This window comes from Marinobacter sp. NFXS9, from assembly GCF_040148665.1.
Classification (GTDB): Bacteria; Pseudomonadota; Gammaproteobacteria; order Pseudomonadales; family Oleiphilaceae; genus Marinobacter_A; species Marinobacter_A mangrovi.
Map to the genome: position 1 here is coordinate 121,138 of NZ_JAGDDW010000006.1, position 14,717 is coordinate 135,854.

Below are 14,717 nucleotides of genomic sequence, written 5' to 3' on the forward strand. Positions count from 1 at the left end.
TGAGTATGAATACGATGAATCCGGCGATTGACCAGGACGTGCCGGTCAAAGACGAGCCCGAGACCAATGCCGGGGCGACGTTCAATGACGCCGAACTGGAAGGTCGAACGGTCGGTAAGCCTTTTGCCGACGATCCGAAGTTCACCCTGCGTGACGTGGAAGTCTTTTACGGCGATGCCCGCGCCATCAAGGGCATCAGCCTGGATATCGCCAAGAACGAGGTGATTGCCTTTATCGGTCCGTCCGGTTGCGGTAAATCCACCTTCCTGCGCTGCCTGAACCGGATGAACGACAGCATCGATATCTGCCGCGTGAAAGGCCAGTTGCAGCTGGACGGCGAGGACATCTACGACGCCAAACGGGATGTGGTGGAGCTGCGTGCCCGGGTGGGTATGGTGTTCCAGAAGCCCAACCCGTTTCCCAAATCCATCTACGACAACGTGGCCTACGGCCCGCGCATCCACGGGCTGGCCAACCGCAAATCGGACCTGGATGACATCGTCGAACGCAGTCTGCGCGGCGCCGGCCTCTGGAATGAGGTCAAGGACCGTCTGGATTCTCCCGGAACCGGCCTTTCCGGCGGCCAGCAACAGCGGCTGTGTATCGCCCGAGCCATCGCCGTGAGTCCGGAAGTGGTGCTGATGGATGAGCCCTGTTCAGCACTGGATCCGATCGCCACCGCGCGCATTGAAGAGCTGATCGCTGAACTGTCCCAGAGCTATACGATCATCATCGTGACGCACTCGATGCAGCAGGCGGCCCGCGTGTCCGATCGGACGGCCTATTTCCACCTGGGCCACCTGGTGGAGGTAAATGAAACCAACAAGGTGTTTACCGCACCCCAGCATGAGCTGACTGAATCCTACATAACCGGCCGGTTTGGCTGATCCAGGTTTGCGAGCGGAGATTGATGATGAAGAATGACGAAGACGTATACGGCGATCACATATCCCACCAGTTCAACGAAGATCTGGCCGGTCTGAAGGAAGATTTCCTGCGCATGGGCGGGATGGTCGAGCAGCAGGTGGTGGATGCCATCGACGCGCTGATCGAAGGTGACGGCCATCGCGCCGACGAGATCCGGGCACGGGACAAGCAGGTCGACCAGCTGGAGCTGGAAATCGACGAGGAAGCGACCCGCATCATCGCCCGGCGCCAGCCAGCGGCGCGGGATCTGCGCCTGGTGTTGTCGGTCATCAAGATGGTGGCGGATCTGGAGCGGATCGGCGACGAAGCCAAGAAGATCGCCAAGTTTGCACTGAGCCTGTCCGAGGAAGGCAAGGCGCCGCGCGGTTACGTGGAGACCCGTCACATCGGCAATCACGTTAGCCAGATGCTGCGCGACAGTCTGGATGCCTTTGCCCGACTGGATTCCGAGCTGGCCCTGCGCATCATGAAGGAAGACAAGCGGGTGGACGAAGAGTACCAGGCCGCCACGCGCACGCTGGTCACCTTCATGATGGAAGATCCCCGCAACATTACCCGCTGCATGTCCGTCATGTGGGTGCTGCGCGCGCTCGAGCGGGTGGGTGACCATTCCTGCAACATTGCCGAGCATGTGATCTTCATGGCCAAGGGTGAGGACGTGCGCCACACCCCGATGGAAGAAGCCGAGAAGGTTGTCAGCAACTGAGTGTGACTCCCGAGGCGGTCGGACCGGTTGTCCGGTCGGGCCGCCTGTCCACTTTCTCACCAAACCGTCATCCAATCGTACTGCAGATCCCTTGCTGCATCCGGGACGCCATGGCATAACGGGCGGACCGAAAACAGGAGCACATCTGTAATGCGAGCGATTCCTTCCCCCAATGTATTAGCCCCGTTGCGGCGTTTGACCCTGATGGCGCTGGTGCTGGCCAGCAGTCTGGCGGACGCCAGCCCCTTGTCCGAATCCGTGGTCAGCGAGTCACCGCTGGGCGAGATCATCGACCAGTACCCGGCGATGATGAGCGAGGGCATTCGCGAGGGTCTGAAGCAGACCGGCCAGGTGGATCCGATGGTCGCCGACATGGTGGGTGGCATCGTCAGTCGGGCCTTCAGCAGTGCGGCCATCCGTCAACAGGTGGTGGATGATCTGGCCAGCAAACTCGACGACGGCCAGCTGGAAGCGGTCCGGGACTGGTACCAGACGCCTTTGGGCCAGCGGATCGCTCAGGCGGAAGTTGCCGCGTCCCGCCCGGCGGCTTGGAAGACCATCGAGACGCAGGGCCCATCCCTGGTGAAAAAATACGAGGGCACCGAAAGGGCCGACACCTTCTCCCGCTTCGACCGCGTCTCCCGGGCGACCGAAAGCACGGTGGATACGGCCGTGGCCGTGCAACTGGGGCTGGCGTCGGCCATGTCCGCCTTCAGCGGCAAGGAGGGCCCGACCCTGGAGCAGATGAAGCAGCAGATCGAGGATCAACGCTTCATGCTGCGCGGTGCCGTGGAGCAGCAGGTCTACGCCGCCTACCTGTATACCTACGAGCACTTCAGCATCGATGAGATCGATCAGTATCTGGATTTTCTGGAAACCGATGCCGGGGCCGCCTATAACCGGGTCGTCACCAACAGCATTCAGCAGGCCATCCTGAAACCGGTGGAGTCGGTCGGTAACCAGTTGGTGCGGCTGCTCAACCCCAACGCCGCCGGCTCATAACGCCGGAGCCGGTCGACCGCTCAGGGGATGGGGCAATCCACCACGGGGCAGTCGGCCGGTGCGTTCCCTTCGATAGCCGCGCTCGTCGCGTCGTCATAGCGCTCCGGCTTCAGGCTGCGGGCGCAGGCATGGGCGCGGGCGGCGGCTTTACCACAGCCTTGTTTTGCCAAGGCCTCGCCGAGGTTGTTCCAACCGGCGTTGATGCGCGGAAAATCGGCGGTCAGGCGCTGATACTGCTTCGAGGCCTCGTCCCAGTGCTGCTGCCGATAGGCGATGTTACCCAGACCAAGCAAGGCCGCGGGCTGATCCGACCAGGTCGCCAGGGCGGTCTGGTAGGCGGCGCGGGCGGCTTCCAGCTGGCCGGTGGTCTCCAGGTCGTTGGCGCTGACCAGATAGTCCAGCGGTTCGGCCGTGGCGGGCAACTCGCGGGGCGGTAACATCACCCGGGCCCAGTTGTCCGCCCGGTCCCACGTTGCCATAAAGGCCGTCAGCGGCTCGTGGTAGGCCTTTTCCGTGCCGCTGTGGAGAATCATCTCATTCGCCTGGGTGTCGTAGCCGATCACCACCGCAAAGTGCCACTGGGGCCACCAGCCAAAGCGCAGATTTTGCAGGACCAGCACCGGGTGACCGGCGTCGATTTCGGCCAGGACGTCGTCCAGCGTCGGTTTCAGCGGATACACCAGCATGCCGTGCTGGCGGGCGGCAGCGACCATTTCCAACTGCAGGGAACCGTGGCGCTCCGGCAGGTAAACCTGTCCCACCAGAGCCTCCGGCGTGACGTCCGCCCCCTGGGTGTTGAGCATCATCGCCAGGGCTGCGGGGCCGCATTGGTATTGTTCCTGGGGATAGAACGGCACCGTGTCCAACTGACGGGAGGGCGTCTGGTCGAGCTGAGCCTTATCCGGCCAATGCGCGGTGGTGGCGCAACCGCTGAGCAGGCTGAAAATCAGGAAGAGCAGGGCGGCCCCGGTCGGAGCCACCCTGAAAGCATTCACTGACGGCATGGCGTTAGCGGATGCAGTTGATGAACGGGAAGATATCGGTGGCGCAGAGCATGTCGGTGATGATGAAGATCACCAGGAACAGCACGATGATGCCGACGACGCCCTCACCGGTGGGGGCATCCGCCAGCTGTTGCTTGAAGGAGGCCAGTTCGGACGGCGTCAGGCTCTGGATCCGGTCCCGGACTTCCTGTTCGCTCACGCCCATGTCGGACAGCGCCTGTTTGACGTCGTCACGGGCCAGCATGCGGGTGAGGTCTTCACGGTCGATGTCGGCCCGCTGTTGGGTCAGCAACTCGCCGGTACCGACGACGCTGGCGGAGGCCGGGGCTGCAGCCAGGGTAAAGAGCAGCATCACGACGGACATCAGGGTGGCGATGGGGCGGTTGTACTGCCTTATTGTGTGCATCAGCTTTAACTCCTGTCATACGCTGTCTGGACGCCGGCCAGAGTAGGCAACGACGCCTGCAATTTATGATTCAACCGTCATCATATAGTTTAGGGCCAGATGACGTCGGTGCCGAGAATCCAGGGTTAACAGGGTTTAATGTGACGCTTAAAGCGACGTAGTCTTGCGCCGCAGATGACCCCACAAGGCCCAGTCCCAGTGGGTTCCCCACCTCACCGGATCGTAATCAGGGGCGGCCTTGAATCGTCCGGATTCGGGCGCAAGAAACGGAGTGTCCGGGGTAGGCCGCGGCGATAGTCTTGGCGTAGGATGACCGAATCAGAGGAGGGGTGAGATGCTCACCAACGCCACAACCGCAGCGATTACCGACGACCCGCGCTGGCCCCTGTTGCTGGCTCGCGACCCGGCGGCCGACGGTGCCTTCGTCTATTCCGTGCGAACCACCGGAGTCTACTGCCGCCCCAACTGTCCGTCGCGGCTGGCCAAACCCGAGAACATTGCCTTTCACGCCACACCAGCGGAGGCCGAGCGGGCCGGGTTCCGGCCGTGTCGACGCTGCCGGCCGGAGGCAGGGTCTCCAGCCAGTGAGCGGACTGAAAAGGTGGCGGCGATTTGCCGGCTGATCGACACCGCCGAAACCCCGCCCGACCTGGAGAGCCTGGGGCGGGCCGTCGGCTGGAGCCCCGCTCACCTCCAGCGCACCTTTAAGGCGGTGACCGGCATCTCGCCAAAGGAATACGCGGCCGAACGACGGGCTGACCGGGTGCGTTCCGCCCTGGCGCAGGGCGAGTCGGTGACCGACGCTGTCTACGCGGCCGGCTACAGCTCCAGTGGTCGTTTCTATCATGAATCCAGTGAGGTACTGGGAATGACCCCCAGCCGTTATCGGGACGGCGGCCCCGACAGCCGGATCCGCTTTGCGGTGGGTGCCTGCTCGCTGGGCGCCGTGCTCGTGGCCCAGAGCCAGGGGGGGATTTGCGCCATCCTGTTGGGCGATGATCCCGAAGTGTTGGTCCGCGACCTGCAGGATCGTTTCCCGGCGGCCGACCTGGCGCCGGGTGGGCCGGATTTTGATTCCGTGGTGAGTCAGGTGGTTGGCCTCGTCGAGGCACCGGAGCTGGGCCTGGATCTGCCGCTGGACATTCGCGGCACCGCCTTCCAGCGTCGGGTCTGGGACGTCCTGCGCCAGATCCCGCCCGGCCAGACCCTGAGCTATACCGAAGTGGCCGAACGCATCGGTTCCCCGAAATCGGTGCGGGCCGTGGCCGGCGCCTGTGCCGCCAATCGGCTGGCCTGCGCTATTCCCTGCCACCGCGTGGTGCGCAACGACGGCGGCTTGTCCGGCTACCGCTGGGGTGTGGAGCGTAAACGCCGCCTGTTGGAACACGAAGCCAGGGCGTCCTCAGGAGAACGCCGTTGAGTGAACCTTCGCCCCTCCGGACAACCATCCCGCTGCCAGCCGGCTTTCGCGCCCGGGATGTCCTGGCCTTTCACCGCCGTGACAGCGAGCAGCTGGCTGAGCAGGTCACGGAGCAGCGTGTCCGCAAAGGGTTGTTCTGGGACGGCGTGCCGGCGTGTCTGGCGCTGGATTTCGGGACGAACCAGGTTGTGGTTGAGCTGGTGGTGGACGGTCGCCGACCCGAAGGTAGCCTGGCCCGGCTGGACCAGATGACGCGTCGCATGTTGGGGCTGACCCAGCCAGTGGAGGCCTTCGAGGCAGCGATGGTCGACCACCCGCAATTGGGCCCCGTGGTCGCCCGCAACCGCGGGTTACGGGTGCCGCAAACCGCTACGCCGTTTGAAGCCCTGACCTGGGCGGTGACCGGACAACAGATCAGCGTCAGTGCGGCCGTCTCCGTCCGCCGACGATTCATCCAGGCCGCCGGAGCGGCGCATTCCAGCGGGCTGTGGTGTGTGCCGGATGCCCGCAGGGTCGCGCAAACCGAGCCCGCCGTGTTGCAGGCGGCCGGGTTGTCCCGGACCAAGGCGGCGACGCTCAAGGCCGTCAGTGAGCAGGTGGTCGCCGGCGAGCTACCGCTGGAAGATCCCCTGGCTGAGACGTCTGCCGAGGCCATAGGCGCACAATTGAACCGGATCAAAGGCATCGGACCCTGGACCGTCAGCTATGCCCTGATGCGGGGTTTTGGCTGGATGGATGGCTCCCTTCACGGTGACGTTGCGGTGCGCCGCAACCTGCAGACTCTGCTGGAAACCCCGGAAAAACCCACCGAAGCCGAGACCAAAGCCTGGCTCGAACCCTTCTCGCCCTGGCGCGCCCTGGTGGCGGCCCACCTTTGGGGACTGCAGTCCGCCGCCGGGTATTAGTTCCCGAAGCCGGCGCCCCTGTTGCCGTCGATTTTTTTGCACCGAGAGTCGAAATACCGGCTCCCCGTTCGACCAATACCTGTCACCCATCAATCAAAGGAGAGGCGACATGGCTTACGTTGACGGATTTGTGGTGCCGGTTCCCAAAGCGAACAAAGAGGCGTACCTCAAGATGGCCCGGGAGGCCGCGGCGATCTTTCGGGACCACGGTGCGCTGCAGCTGGTGGAATGTTGGGGCGACGATGTGCCGGAAGGGAAGCTGACCTCCTTCCCCATGGCCGTCCAGTGCAAGGCGGACGAAGTGGTGGTGTTTTCCTGGATCCTGTGGCCTTCGAAGGCGGTTCGGGATACCGGCTTGAAGCAAGCCATGGAAGACCCGCGCATGAACATGGACATGAGCAAGATGCCGTTCGACGGCAAGCGGATGATCTTTGGCGGGTTTGAGCAGGTGGTGGATGCGTGAGGGATCATCAGGTCTGCCTTCCATGGCCATCTTCTAGTAAGCTCTCCGCTCCATATCCAGACAGGTTTTAACGGGAGTATCAGCGGTGGACATAGGCCTCTTATTCGGACTGTTTGCAATTGCGGTGGGACTGGTCTCGCTGGTGGGCCGCCATCTTGCGCCGGAGAAATTCCTCAAGCTGCAGATCCTGCAGCAGAAGCTGGGCAAGCGGAACGGCTACATCCTGCATTTCCTGGCCTACACCGTTCTGCCGCTGCTGGTGGGGATCTCCATCCTGATCCAGGCCTACGTTCCCGGCACGGCTTCCTGATGGATTCAGGCTCAAAGTCGCTGAAAGGGATACGCCCGGGCGATTGAGGGTGGTAAGTTTCCGGTATTCCCCTGACGTGCAGCGGAGCCCCTGGAGGTGCCTGTGTCCCTGGAAACCTGGTTTGCCTTTGTGATCGCGTCCACCGTCCTGTTGGTGATCCCGGGGCCGACCATCCTCGCGGTGATCAGCTACGCGGTGAGCCATGGCCGTTCGGCGACGATGCCGCTGGTGGCTGCCGTCGCCCTGGGCGATACGACGGCGGTTGCGGCGTCCATTATCGGACTCGGCGCCCTGCTGGCCACCTCGGCCTTCTGGTTTACCGTTATCAAACTGGCCGGCGGTCTGTATTTGTTGTATCTCGGCTTCCGGCTGTTCCGGGCGGGCTTGTCGCCGCTGGCCCTGCCGGATACCGTGGCTGCCCAATCCCGCTGGCGGCTGTTTGCCAACACCTATGTGGTCACGGCACTGAACCCGAAGGGCATCGTCTTTTTCCTGGCGTTTCTGCCGCAGTTTGTCACTGCCGGGCCGGAGAGCCATGGTCAGCTTTGGCTGTTGGCGGCCACATTTGTCGCTCTGGGCGCCCTCAATGCCGCCCTCTACGCCCTGTTTGCCTCCTCCGCCCGACGCCTGATGACCTCGTCCCGTTCGCGCCGCTGGTTTAACTGCACGGGCGGATCGTTATTGTCAGCAGCCGGAATATGGGCCCTGCTGGCCCGGCGTCCGGTGTAAGTGTCTCGCGGAGTTGATCATGGAAAAGATCCGGTTTACCACGGAAGAAAAGCGACAGGTGGTGCAGAAGGTAAAGCTCTATTTCAGGGAAGAGCTGGACCAGGATATTGGGCAGTTCGACGCGGAGTTCCTGATCGATTTCTTCGCCGGGGAAGTGGGCGCCTACTTCTACAATCGCGGACTCTATGACGCCCAGGCCCTGTTCCAGAAAAAGGTGGACGAACTGGGGGAAGCGGTGCTCGAGCTGGAGCAGCCCACTGATTTCCGCAAATAGTCGCAGGGTTGGCGCTTCGTGTGACGGGAAAGGGTTGTCGCCGCCTTGGAAGCCGCATAGACCGATTGAATCAAAAAGGCGTGGGTCAGCCGAAGCTGCCCACGCCAAAAGACGCAACAAGGAGAGTTAGCGGAGGTTTACCACCACACTTCAGCCTGGGCGCCGAAGGTCACGCCATCCGTATCGTCGATATCGATGGCATCCTGGTCGGGGCCGTTGGCCACGACAGCGGCATTGTAGTTGTCGCTCCAATGCGCGTAAGTCGCGAACAGGCGCAGCTGGGGACGTGCGAAGAAGGTGCGGCCCGGTTCCCACTGCTGGGACAGGGTCACTTTCTGCAGGTCGTAGTCGTCTTCGCCGTCAGCATCCGGCTTCACTTTGTCGAGACCCAGTTCGACCGCCGTGCTCATCAGGTCATTCCAGTAATAGGTCGGCCGGAAACCGGCTGACATCCACTGACCGCCGTCATTGCTGTCGAAATCGTTGTCCTGGTAGATGCCAACATAGAACATCTGCAGGTTTTCGGTGCCGACGGGAATGACACCCTGATCAATCACACGGTACATCTTGCCGCTGTAGACACTGTTGCTTTTACCGGTGCCATTGATCATGGAATCCGTGGCGTACTGAAGGGTGAATTTGTTGTAGCCACCGAGGAAATCGGACTGCTTGTGCTCTGCGGTCACCATGTAACCGCTCTGGTCGTCGGCGATGTTGGCGTCATCCTGAGCGTCGGTCAGGTTGGCGTGGCCATAGTCGAAACCGACTTCCAGCGTGCCGCCCGGGTTGACCGGCAGGTCGGTCCAGCGGACGTCGAGGATGTCGTTGGTCACGTCGTCGTCGGTGCTGACGTTGGTGCCAGAGGTGTCGTTGGTGGAACGGGTCCAGGCCAGATGCAGCTTACCGGTACCGACGTCGATGTCTTCCAGGCCCACACCCGGACCGGAAACATCCCAGTAGTAGAAGTCATTGATGTGCACGTCATGACGCTGGTAATAGCGCTTACCGATCCAGAGTGTGGAGCCCGGCAGGGATTTAATGACGTTTTTACCCTGAACGTTGAACTGCCTTACGCCCACATTGGCGTTGCCATCGGAGCTGAATTCACCGTCGTTTTCCTGGTTGGTGACGTAGGCAATCATGGAGTCTACGTAAAAGCTGGTATCGCCTTCCTTGTAGACTTCATCACCCATCTGGATTTCAGCGTAGGTTTCGCACTCGTTACCGAGACGGTATTTGGCGCCGGCGCCGGCAGCCTTGAAACAGGCCTGGTCACCACCGCCAACGGTGTCACCGATACCGGAACGGAAGTAGCCGTGGAAATCGACAGCTGCGGCAGAGGTTGAGACCATCACGGCCGCGACGGCGGCAGCCAGTTGATGGCGACGGAGCAGAGGAAACTTATTGTTATCGCTCATGATCTTTGTCCTGGTGTTGTTGTTAGTCAGACATGGAGCGCAACGCGGGTTGTCCTTCTTCCCGGAGGACGTGGGTTCTGCGAGCCACTCCCGCTTGCGGCTCCTCATCCTTTTGCAATTTTTTAGGGGTGTAGCCCTGAGGCGTATTTGCAAAAGTGTTAGTAAAATTACATACAAAGACCTTAAAAATAAAGTCAGGGAGTCGCTTAAAGAGGTCTTATTTCTAAAAAACGCCGATCTTTTTTGTTACTGACTTGATACATGTTCAAAAATTACGAGGCGCTTCAACAGGATCCATCATTGGGTCTGAAGGTCACCGTTCGGCTATCCTGCCGAACAGACAGAATGAGCCGAGGTAGGCATGCCGTTTCCAATCGAACAGAAACTGGTGATTGCGGTGGCGTCCAGCGCGCTCTTTGATTTGAGCGAATCCGACGCCGTCTTTCGCGAGGAGGGGCCCAACGCCTATCGCCACTACCAGGAGCGGCAGCTGGACGTTCCGCTGGGCAAGGGTGTGGCTTTTCCCTTTGTGCGGCGTTTCCTGAGCATCAACCGGCATTTTGCCGAAGAGCGGCCGGTGGAGGTCATCCTGCTGTCCCGTAATTCGGCGATTACCGGCAAACGGGTGTTTCGTTCGATCCGCCACCACGGCCTGGACATCACCCGGGCGGCTTTCCTCGAAGGCAAATCACCATATCCCTATATTCCGGCATTCAACGCTTCCCTGTTTTTGTCAGCCAACCAGGGGGATATCCGGCACGCGGTCGAGGCTGGCTATCCGGCGGGCCTGGTGCTGCCGTCGGCGGTGGTGGACGATGACAGTGACGGGGAGCTGCGTATCGCGTTCGACTTCGACGGCGTCATTGCCGACGACGCCTCGGAGCGGATTTACAAAGAGGGCAAGCTGGCGGATTTTCACCGGCATGAGCAGGATCAGGCCGACGTACCGCTGAACCCGGGGCCCTTGGCGGACCTGTTCCGCAAGCTGTCGCTGCTGCAGGCGCTGGAGGACAAGGCGGTGGACCAAAATGCCGACTATCGCCGCATTCTGCGGATGGCGATTGTCACTGCCCGCAATGCACCGGCTCACGAGCGGGTGGTCACCACGCTGGAGCACTGGGGCGTGAACGCCAACGAAACCTTCTTCCTGGGTGGTATGACCAAGGAGCGCATTCTCGCAGTATTGCGCCCGCATATGTTCTTCGATGACCAGAAAAGTCACCTGTCATCCGCCGGCGGTGCGATTCCGATGGTGCATATTCCATTCGGCATCGCCAACGCGGCGCCCGCGCTATAGTGATTCCATACCAGCAGGCAAATCATCGGGAGGGAGAGCATGGAGCACACACAGATCATGAAGGGGCAGTGCCTGTGCGGCGCCGTCAGCATAACAGCGCCACGACGTGACCGGGTCGAAGTGTGTCACTGCGGCATGTGCCGCCGTTGGGGTGGCGGGCCCCTGTTGGCCGTCCACTGCGGTCAGGAGGTCCAGATCACCGGACTCGACAGCGTGACCGTCTACACCTCGTCGGACTGGGCAGAGCGGGGCTTCTGCAATCGCTGCGGCACGCACCTGTTCTACAAGTTCAAAGGCTCGGGCCAATACGCCATGACGGCCGGCTTTTTCGAGACGGGAACGGACTTCGCGATGGGCAACCAGATCTTTATCGACAGCAAGCCGGGCTATTACGACTTTGCCAACCAGACGCCGATGCTGACCGAGGCCGAGGTTCTGGAACGCTACGGGATCAAATAGTCTGCAGCGGGTCGGGAGCCGGCCCGCTGCGCCTGCGCAAACGTCAGGCCTGCTTCATGCGATCCGTGTAGGGCGGCCAGCCCAGCGGTTTGCCGGCCAGCAGGTGAAGATGGAGATGGAACACGGTCTGGCCGGCCTGCTCGCCGCAGTTCATCACCACCCGGTAACCGCTTTCGTCAAACCCCATCTCCCTGGCCAGGTCGCGCGCGACCGTGAACAGATGGCCGATCAGCGTTTCCTGATCGTCCTTGAGGTCGTTGATGGTGGCGATCCGGACCTTGGGAATGATCAGCAGGTGCACCGGAGCCTGCGGGTTGATGTCCTTGAACGCCAGGCTCTGGTCGTCTTCATAGACGATGTCGGCCGGAATCTCGCGATTGATGATCTTGTCGAAGATGGTTTCCGCCATGATGGCTCCTTTGTCGGTGTTGTCCGTGCTATTTCAGAAAGGCGGGCCGCGGCGCCCGGTCGACCAGTTGCTGCAGGAGCGGCGGCAGGGTGTCGTCGATTCCCATGGCGTAGCGGGCGACCTGATGCTTGGCGAAGGGCAGGTGATTGGCCAGCGCCAGCCCCAGGTTGCGCGCCAGATGGACCGGCGGCAGACGATTGCTGAAGGCATGGTAGAACAGGTCCATGGCCAGCATCATGCGCCGGTTGGCCGGGCGCCGTCGGCGTTCATAGCGCGCAAGCAAGGCTGGCGTTGCGATCGGGAGACCGGCACGACGGGCTTCCACCACTTCTTGCTGCAACACTTCCGCGTCCTGGAAGCCGAGATTGACGCCCTGGCCGGCCAGGGGGTTGATGGTGTGGGCGGCATCCCCGACCAGCGCGATGCGATCCACGGAATAGCGTTTGGCGTGCTGACGGGCCAGGGGGAAGCTGGCCCGCCCGGCAACGGCTGTCAGCGGCGGCAGGTCGGCCGGAAATGCATCGGTAACGGCGGCCAGGAAATCGCTGTCCGGAAGCTGTTTGAGACTGGCCAGGCGGGCCGGGTCGTCGTACCAGACGAGGGAAGCCCAGCTGTACTCTCCGTCGCTGTGCAGGGGCAGGAAGGCGCGTGGGCCACTGGGGTGGAATGCCTGCCAGGTGATGTCCTGTTGGGGCCCGGTGTAACGCACGCTGGCCACCAGCGCCTGCTGGGCGTATTGGTCGCGGGTGGTGCCAATGCCGGCCAGCTGGCGGATGCGGGACTGGGCACCGTCGGCGCCCACCAGTAATTCGGCGTGCAGGATACGGCCATCGTCCAGGGTGAGCGTCACCTGTGCATCGTCCGATACGGCTGAGACGATGTGGTCCGTGGTCATCCGCTCGACGCGCGCGCACTCGCCGGCCTGATCCCACAGCGCCCGTTGGGTGATGCGGTTCTCGACGATGTGGCCGAGGTGGTCCCGGCCCAAGGGAGCCGCTTCAAACGTGGTCCGCGCGATGCCACTGGGCATCAGGCGACTCAGGGGATGAGGCGCCGCATCCCACACCGACAGACGCCGGTAGGGCACCGCCCGCATGCTGCGGATGCGAGACCAGGCGCCGAGCCGCTCCAGGTAGGCTTCGCTGCCGGCGCTGATGGCTGAAACCCGCAGATCCGGCTCGCGGGCCGGATCAAAGGCGGCGGGTTCCTGGCGGTCGAGCAGGGCAACCGTGAGCCCGGCCCGGCCCAGGCCATTGGCGAGTGCGGCGCCGACCATGCCGGCGCCGACGATGATCACGTCGAAAGTTTGCGTCATGTCCGCTTCCTGATTCGAATGGCCTCATATTAGAGCCCGTTCGAAACCACCGCAAACCCCGACGTGCCCCGCCCGTGCTAGGACACTTTGCGCAGCCAGGCCGGCCGTGGCGAATCCGGACGCCGGAATCCCTGGTTGATCACCATGGGATTGGACAGTCGCAGGAAGTCGCTGGTCGCCATGCGAATCGACTCGGTATGACTGCCGGCGGCGAACACCAGGTGAGCCTGGCTGGTCAGCGCCTCGCTGCAGTAGACCGACATGCCGTAGAGATTGCCGAACGGCGGCATGGCGCCCACCTCGCAGTGGGCGAACCGGTCCTTGAACTCGTCCTCGTCGGCGAGTTGGACGAAGTCTGTATCGAGTACATAGGAGAGCCGATCCCAGCGGACGCGCCAGGTGGCCGGCATGACGAGCATGGCCATCTTGCCGTCGAGTTCGACGATGACCGTCTTGACGACCTCATCACCGCACACGTGCGCATGATGCGCCAACTCCTGGGCGGTGAAAGCCGGAGGGTGGGAGAGGCAGTCGTAGGGTACTGCCTTAGCGTCGAGAAATTCTTTCAATTGCTGAACCGGCATCGAGACAACCTCCAACCAGCAATGACAGCACGAACCCCTGCGCCGCCATGCGGACAAAGGCCACCTGTTTCACTGGCAAGCATAGTTCAGCGGTCGGAGAACGCGAGGCGCGGGTGTGGGGAATGTGACGGACGGCTGATCTGGCGGGATGGATGGAGCCCGGCGGGCGCCGGGCTCCGGGGCGGGGGTTATTCCCCTTTGGTTTCATACAAATGAACGTCGCGCTGCGGGAAAGGGATGGTGACCCCTTCGGCGTCGAAGGCTTTCTTGACCTTTTCCTGCATGTCCCAGATCAAAGGCCAGACGTTGGGAGTGTCGGTCCAGACGCGAACATTGATATCGACGGAGCTTTCACCCAGTGAGCCCACAAAGATGTTCGGGGCGGGATCGGCGTGGGAGCGCTCGTCTTCCTCGATCAGACGCTTGAGGATGGCCTTGGCCTTGTCGATGTCGTCGCCGTAGCCGATGCCAAAGACCATGTCGGCCCGCCGCGTGTTGTAGGCGTTGACGTTGGTCAGGCTGGCGTTGGACAGCTGGCCGTTGGGAATGACGATGCGGCGGTTATCGAAGGTGTTGATGATGGTGTAGAGGATCTGGATTTCAACAACACTGCCGAAGAAGCCCTGGGCTTCGATGACATCACCGACCTTGAACGGCTTGAAGATCAGGATCAACACGCCGCCGGCAAAGTTGGCGAGGCTGCCCTGCAGGGCCAGACCCACCGCCAGGCCGGCGGCACCCATGATGGCTACGAACGAGGTGGTGGCAATGCCGACCATCGAGGCCACTGAGATGAACAGCAGGATCTTCAGGACGGCGCCGATCAGGCCGCACAGGAATTTGTTGAGTGTCGGATCCTTGGCGCCCAGTTTCTTGTCCAGGACGCTGATAAAACGATTGATCAGCCAGAGGCCGATGATCAGTGTGACGATCGCCAGAATCACCTTCGGCGCGTACGCCATCACCATGCCGTAGGCCATCTGGGCCAGTTCAGCGACCTGTCCGTCGCCGGAGAAGAGATTTTCCATGAGAACTCCTTGTTGCTGTCTTTAATTCCGGTTTGGATTGCTGGAACGCCGGAGAGGTGGC

At 62.0% G+C, this 14,717-nt stretch carries 18 protein-coding genes; 11 read left to right on the plus strand and 7 right to left on the minus strand.

What is annotated here, in order from left to right; genetic code table 11:
• The first annotated feature begins 5 nt into the window (after positions 1-5).
• From pstB to J3364_RS11270, 3 genes are all read left to right on the plus strand, one after another.
• Positions 6-887 carry a phosphate ABC transporter ATP-binding protein PstB gene (gene pstB / locus J3364_RS11260; RefSeq protein ID WP_349558445.1) on the plus strand — a complete coding sequence of 294 codons (882 nt, stop codon included), beginning with the start codon at positions 6-8 and terminating at the stop codon, positions 885-887.
• A 26-nt stretch (positions 888-913) separates the two neighbouring features.
• Positions 914-1,633, plus strand: coding sequence for a phosphate signaling complex protein PhoU (gene phoU, locus J3364_RS11265; protein WP_123634712.1), 720 nt, complete (start codon positions 914-916; stop codon positions 1,631-1,633).
• Between the two features lie 150 nt (positions 1,634-1,783).
• On the plus strand, positions 1,784-2,635 hold the full coding sequence (locus J3364_RS11270) for a DUF2059 domain-containing protein (protein WP_349558447.1): 852 nt from the start codon (positions 1,784-1,786) through the stop codon (positions 2,633-2,635).
• 20 nt (positions 2,636-2,655) lie between these two features.
• On the opposite strand, the gene J3364_RS11275 is transcribed toward J3364_RS11270, so the two are convergent.
• The gene (locus tag J3364_RS11275) at positions 2,656-3,639 is read right to left on the minus strand and encodes a PA2778 family cysteine peptidase (protein WP_349558448.1); all 984 of its coding nucleotides are present in this window, start codon (positions 3,637-3,639) and stop codon (positions 2,656-2,658) included.
• Positions 3,640-3,643: 4 nt separating this feature from the next.
• Positions 3,644-4,045 (minus strand): PA2779 family protein, encoded by a 402-nt coding sequence (locus tag J3364_RS11280; protein WP_131478700.1) that lies wholly within the window; start codon positions 4,043-4,045, stop codon positions 3,644-3,646.
• Between the two features lie 334 nt (positions 4,046-4,379).
• Between J3364_RS11280 and ada the strand changes: the two genes are divergently transcribed.
• From ada to J3364_RS11310, 6 genes are all read left to right on the plus strand, one after another.
• Positions 4,380-5,465, plus strand: a complete 1,086-nt coding sequence (ada, locus tag J3364_RS11285) for a bifunctional DNA-binding transcriptional regulator/O6-methylguanine-DNA methyltransferase Ada (protein WP_349558449.1) — start codon at positions 4,380-4,382, stop codon at positions 5,463-5,465.
• Positions 5,462-6,370 carry a DNA-3-methyladenine glycosylase family protein gene (locus J3364_RS11290; protein WP_349558450.1) on the plus strand — a complete coding sequence of 303 codons (909 nt, stop codon included), beginning with the start codon at positions 5,462-5,464 and terminating at the stop codon, positions 6,368-6,370. Before ada ends, J3364_RS11290 begins: the two co-directional genes overlap by 4 nt.
• 109 nt (positions 6,371-6,479) lie before the next feature.
• Positions 6,480-6,833: a DUF1428 domain-containing protein gene (locus J3364_RS11295; protein WP_349558451.1), complete on the plus strand. Its 354-nt coding sequence runs from the start codon at positions 6,480-6,482 to the stop codon at positions 6,831-6,833.
• Positions 6,834-6,918: 85 nt separating this feature from the next.
• On the plus strand, positions 6,919-7,143 hold the full coding sequence (locus J3364_RS11300; protein ID WP_349558452.1) for a hypothetical protein: 225 nt from the start codon (positions 6,919-6,921) through the stop codon (positions 7,141-7,143).
• A gap of 102 nt (positions 7,144-7,245) precedes the next feature.
• Entirely contained in the window at positions 7,246-7,872 is a 627-nt protein-coding gene (locus J3364_RS11305) for a LysE family translocator (RefSeq protein ID WP_349558453.1), read from the plus strand.
• A gap of 19 nt (positions 7,873-7,891) precedes the next feature.
• Positions 7,892-8,146, plus strand: a complete 255-nt coding sequence (locus tag J3364_RS11310; protein ID WP_349558454.1) for a DUF2164 domain-containing protein — start codon at positions 7,892-7,894, stop codon at positions 8,144-8,146.
• 137 nt (positions 8,147-8,283) lie between these two features.
• On the opposite strand, the gene J3364_RS11315 is transcribed toward J3364_RS11310, so the two are convergent.
• Complete coding sequence (locus J3364_RS11315) at positions 8,284-9,564, minus strand: maltoporin (RefSeq protein WP_349558455.1); 1,281 nt, start codon at positions 9,562-9,564, stop codon at positions 8,284-8,286.
• A gap of 361 nt (positions 9,565-9,925) precedes the next feature.
• Between J3364_RS11315 and J3364_RS11320 the strand changes: the two genes are divergently transcribed.
• Together J3364_RS11320 and J3364_RS11325 are read left to right on the plus strand one after the other, a co-directional pair.
• The gene (locus tag J3364_RS11320) at positions 9,926-10,861 is read left to right on the plus strand and encodes a 5'-nucleotidase (RefSeq protein WP_349558456.1); all 936 of its coding nucleotides are present in this window, start codon (positions 9,926-9,928) and stop codon (positions 10,859-10,861) included.
• Positions 10,862-10,900: 39 nt separating this feature from the next.
• Positions 10,901-11,320 (plus strand): GFA family protein, encoded by a 420-nt coding sequence (locus J3364_RS11325; RefSeq protein ID WP_349558457.1) that lies wholly within the window; start codon positions 10,901-10,903, stop codon positions 11,318-11,320.
• 43 nt (positions 11,321-11,363) lie between these two features.
• Here J3364_RS11325 and J3364_RS11330 read toward each other — a convergent pair whose 3' ends face one another.
• From J3364_RS11330 to J3364_RS11345, 4 genes are all read right to left on the minus strand, one after another.
• Entirely contained in the window at positions 11,364-11,729 is a 366-nt protein-coding gene (locus tag J3364_RS11330; RefSeq protein WP_349558458.1) for a histidine triad nucleotide-binding protein, read from the minus strand.
• A 28-nt stretch (positions 11,730-11,757) separates the two neighbouring features.
• Positions 11,758-13,044 carry an FAD-dependent monooxygenase gene (locus J3364_RS11335; protein ID WP_349558459.1) on the minus strand — a complete coding sequence of 429 codons (1,287 nt, stop codon included), beginning with the start codon at positions 13,042-13,044 and terminating at the stop codon, positions 11,758-11,760.
• Between the two features lie 77 nt (positions 13,045-13,121).
• Positions 13,122-13,628, minus strand: coding sequence for an aminoacyl-tRNA deacylase (locus J3364_RS11340; protein ID WP_123634694.1), 507 nt, complete (start codon positions 13,626-13,628; stop codon positions 13,122-13,124).
• Between the two features lie 188 nt (positions 13,629-13,816).
• Entirely contained in the window at positions 13,817-14,656 is an 840-nt protein-coding gene (locus J3364_RS11345; RefSeq protein WP_349558460.1) for a mechanosensitive ion channel family protein, read from the minus strand.
• Positions 14,657-14,717 lie beyond the last annotated feature (61 nt).